A 3779-nucleotide genomic window follows, 5' to 3' on the forward strand; every position below is an offset into this window, starting at 1 on the left:
CCGCCTCGGCCAGCACGGCCCCGGCCGGGCCGGCGCCGGCGGCCACCGCCCCGGCGACCGCCGGGCCGGCGATGGCGGCGGTGTTGAAGCTGGTCGCCTCCAGGGCGTTGGCCCGGGCCAGCAGCGGCCCGGGCACCAGCACGGGGATCATGGCGGTGTAGCCGCCGGTGGCCAGCGGCCCGGTCAGCCCGGCCAGGGCGGCCAGGGCCAGCAGGACCCCGCCGGGGGCGCGGCCGGCGGCGGCCAGGATGCCGAGCAGGCTGGCCGCCAGCAGCACCTGGTTGGTGGCCAGGGCGAGCCGGCGGCGGCGGGTCCGGTCCAGCCAGGCGCCCAGCACCGGCCCGGTCACGACCGCGGGCAGGGTGGTCGCCGCCACCACCGCCCCGGCCAGGCCCGGCCGACCGGTGCGGTCCAGCACCAGCAGCACCGCCGCCACCGGGAACATCTCGCTGGCCAGCCGGGCCAGGGTGGCGGCGAGCAGGAACGCCGGGTAGCCGGGCTGGGCGGCCAGGCCGCCGGGGCGGGCCGGCGCGCCCGGCGCGGGGCGGGGGGAGGTCATCCGGCCAGGGTACCGCCGCGGCCGGGACCGGCCGGCCACGGAGGAAGCAACGTCAGGCGGGCAGGGCGGCCAGGGCGGGGCGCGGGTTCTTGAAGCGGTAGGCGGTGCGGAAGAAGCACCACACCGTGCCGCCGTGGGAGCTGGTCACCGGGGTCGGCCGGCGCGGGCGGCCGATGTCGAGGGACAGGGTCACGCGGTCGTCGTCGGGATGGTTGGGGTCGTAGACCCGCAGGGTCAGCCGGGTCCCGTCCAGGTCGTAGCCCCAGGCCAGCACCTGGTGGTTGGCGCCGAGGTCGCGGGGGTCGCGGGACTTGGTCCGGACCAGGCCGAGCGGGCTCAGGGTGCCGCGCTCCAGGTCGTCCCGGATGGCCGGCCACTCCAGCCGGACCATGCGCCAGGCCCGGCCGTGGGCCATGGCCAGGTCGCCGTCGGGGAACGCGGGGTGCATCAGCTTGAGGTAGGTGGCCGGCCCGAACGGCAGCGACAGGCTGTCCAGCAGCCGGTCGGCGACGTAGCGGAACAGCGGGCCGTCGCCGGGCGCCCTGGTGACGGCCGGCGGGGCCAGGCCCGCCTCGAACAGGTCGCGGACGGTGTAGGCCATGCCGCCGCAGAGGCCGTTGGCGGCGTCGCCGATCGGGATCGTCATCCCGCCCGGCAGGTCGATCTCGACGTTGGGTACATGGGGAAAGGCGTTGGGGAAGTGCAGGCCCCGGGTCGACGGGAGGAACCCGGGGACGCGGACGCTGGTCATGCGGTCCTCCGTGCGATGGGCTCGGTTCGCCCCCCGGCCAGAGCATGGCCCGGGACCGGCCTCCGGCCCATGACGGCCGTCACCGCCGGGACGTGCCGTTCGTCACGTCGCGCTCAGTGGGCGGGGCCCGACTCCCAGTTGCGGCCGAAGCGGTCGGGGGTCTCGGCCATGACCTGGGCGGCCAGCTCGTCCGGGTCGCCGTCGCCGAGGCGGTCAAGGACCAGCGCCACCCCGTCGGCGACCAGCGCCCCGGGCGGCACCGAGGCCGCGGCCCAGCGGGCCAGGGCCCGGACGCTGCGGGTCCTGGCCCGCAGGCGGGGCCGCAGCTCGCGGGCGATGGCGTCCTCGAAGCGGTTCATCGGCGGCGACGAGCCTACGCCGGTTGCGTACACTCGGGCCGTGAGCACGATGCGGCCGCCGTGGCGGTTCCGGGGCGAGCCGCTGGCCCTGGAATGGGTCGCCGACGGCTGGCACCTGCGCTTCGTGCAGCCGTACCGGGCGACCAAGGTGTACCGCTGCCCCGGCTGCCAGCAGGAGATCTTCCCCCGCACCCTCCACGTGGTGGTGTGGCCGGAGGGCGAGCCCGCCCAGCGCCGCCACTGGCACAAGGCGTGCTGGGAGCGGCGCTTCGCCGAGCTGCAGCGGACGGCGCGGCGTGGCCGCCCGGCGACGTAGAGTTGGGCGTCCGGGCAACGGGACCCGGGCACCGTCGCAGGATCGGAAAAGGAGCCACCAGTGTCCGTGTCGCAGAGCGCTCTCGGCCGTCCCCGCCGCCTCGTGCTCGCCGACGTGCTGCCAGGCGACCGCGTCCGCGACGCCGTCCTGGTGGCCGGGTTCGCCGCCTTCACCGGCCTGGCCGCCCAGCTCGCCGTCAAGCTGCCGTTCACGCCGGTGCCGATCACCGGGCAGACCTTCGCCGTGCTGCTGGGCGCGGCCGCCCTCGGCTGGCGCCGCGCCCTGGCCGGGATGGTGCTGTACCTGGCCCTCGGGCTGACCCCGTGGGTGCCCTGGTTCGCCGAGGGCAAGGGCGGCACCGACGTGGTCCAGGCGCCCTCGTTCGGCTACGTCGTCGGGTTCCTGGTCGCGGCCGTCCTGGTCGGGTGGCTGGCCGAGCGGGGCTGGGACCGGACCCCGGCGCGCACGGTCGTGACCATGGCCGCCGGCAACCTGGTCATCTACGCCTTCGGGCTGCCCTGGCTGATGGCCACCGTCGACGTCGGCCTGGCCACGGGGCTGGAGCTGGGCGTGACCCCGTTCCTGGCCGGCGACGCCCTCAAGATCCTGCTCGCCGCCGGCCTGCTCCCGGGCGCCTGGGCCCTGGTCGGGCGGGATCGGGAATAGCGCATGTCGGTCGAGGAGACGCTGCGCCTGGACGGGCGGACGGCGCTGGTCACCGGGGCCAGCCGCGGCATCGGACGGCAGGCCGCCCTGACCCTGGCCGCCGCCGGGGCCTCGGTGGTCCTGGCCGCCCGCTCGGCCGAGGACCTGGCCGAGGTGGCCGCCGCCGCCCGCAAGGCCGGCGCCCCCGACGCCCTGGTCGCGGTCACCGACGTCCTCGACGAGGCGGCCGTCGAGGCGGCCGTGGAGGCGGCCGTCGAGGGCACGGGACGGCTCGACGTGGTCGTCAACGTGGCCGGCGGCCAGGGCTTCACCGCCTATGTCGCCGACACCCGGACCGAGGGCTGGGACAAGGTGCTCAACCTCAACCTGCGCTCGGTGTTCGTCGGCTGCAAGGCCGCCATGGCCCACCTCCAGCCGGGCGGGTCGATCGTGAACGTGGCCAGCATCGCCGGGTTCACGGCCAGCCCGGGGCTGGCCGCCTACGGGGCGGCCAAGGCGGCCGTGATCGCCCTCACCCGCACCCTGGCCGTCGAGGCGGCCCCGCACGGGGTACGGGTCAACTGCCTGGCCCCCGGCTGGATCCGGACCGAGCTGACCCGCCGCATGTGGTCGGACCCGGAGACCAGCCGGGCCCTGGTCGCCCAGATCCCCCTCGGCCGCTGGGCCGACGTCGAGGAGCTGGCCGGGCCGCTGCTGCTGCTCGCCTCCGACGCCGGCAGCTACATCACCGGCGCGACCCTGGTGGTCGACGGCGGGCTGCTGGCGTGAGCCGGAGGGGTTTGGGGAACCCCGGGGGGGTTCCCCAATGAGCGGACCGGATCGGACCTATGCTGGGCGGATGGGCGACTCGCTGCTGGACCGGGTGACCCGGCTGCCGTTCGTCATCCCCGGCGACCCCTCCGGGGTGCCGGCGTCGGTGCTGCTCGCCCTGGCCCCGGTCGAGGGGGCCGACGACCTGGAGCTGGTCCTGGTGCGGCGGCCCGACCACCTGCGCCAGCACGCCGGCCAGGTCGGCCTGCCCGGCGGCGCGGTCGAGCCCGGGGACGCCGACGGGGTCGCGGCCGCCCTGCGGGAGGCCCAGGAGGAGATCGGGCTCGACCCGGGCGGGGTCCGCGTGCTCGGCAGCCT

At 76.8% G+C, this 3779-nt stretch carries 7 protein-coding genes; 4 read left to right on the forward strand and 3 right to left on the reverse strand.

What is annotated here, in order from left to right; all coding sequences use genetic code 11:
- From VF468_18115 to VF468_18125, 3 genes are all read right to left on the reverse strand, one after another.
- On the reverse strand, nucleotides 1–559 hold a 559-nt coding region (locus tag VF468_18115), incomplete at its 3' end, for an MFS transporter (protein ID HEX5880205.1).
- A gap of 52 nt (nucleotides 560–611) precedes the next feature.
- Complete coding sequence (locus tag VF468_18120) at nucleotides 612–1310, reverse strand: hypothetical protein (protein ID HEX5880206.1); 699 nt, start codon at nucleotides 1308–1310, stop codon at nucleotides 612–614.
- Nucleotides 1311–1423: 113 nt separating this feature from the next.
- The gene (locus VF468_18125) at nucleotides 1424–1669 is read right to left on the reverse strand and encodes a hypothetical protein (GenBank protein ID HEX5880207.1); all 246 of its coding nucleotides are present in this window, start codon (nucleotides 1667–1669) and stop codon (nucleotides 1424–1426) included.
- Between the two features lie 49 nt (nucleotides 1670–1718).
- On the opposite strand from VF468_18125, the gene VF468_18130 reads away from it, so the two are divergent.
- The 4 genes from VF468_18130 to VF468_18145 form a co-directional block, all read left to right on the forward strand.
- Nucleotides 1719–1985, forward strand: a complete 267-nt coding sequence (locus tag VF468_18130; protein ID HEX5880208.1) for an ATP/GTP-binding protein — start codon at nucleotides 1719–1721, stop codon at nucleotides 1983–1985.
- Nucleotides 1986–2051: 66 nt separating this feature from the next.
- Nucleotides 2052–2651 (forward strand): biotin transporter BioY, encoded by a 600-nt coding sequence (locus VF468_18135; GenBank protein HEX5880209.1) that lies wholly within the window; start codon nucleotides 2052–2054, stop codon nucleotides 2649–2651.
- 3 nt (nucleotides 2652–2654) lie between these two features.
- On the forward strand, nucleotides 2655–3419 hold the full coding sequence (locus VF468_18140) for an SDR family NAD(P)-dependent oxidoreductase (GenBank protein HEX5880210.1): 765 nt from the start codon (nucleotides 2655–2657) through the stop codon (nucleotides 3417–3419).
- A gap of 70 nt (nucleotides 3420–3489) precedes the next feature.
- The coding region (locus VF468_18145) for a CoA pyrophosphatase (GenBank protein ID HEX5880211.1) at nucleotides 3490–3779 on the forward strand (290 nt) is incomplete at its 3' end.

The sequence above is a fragment of the Actinomycetota bacterium genome (assembly GCA_036280995.1).
GTDB lineage: Bacteria > Actinomycetota > CALGFH01 > CALGFH01 > CALGFH01 > CALGFH01.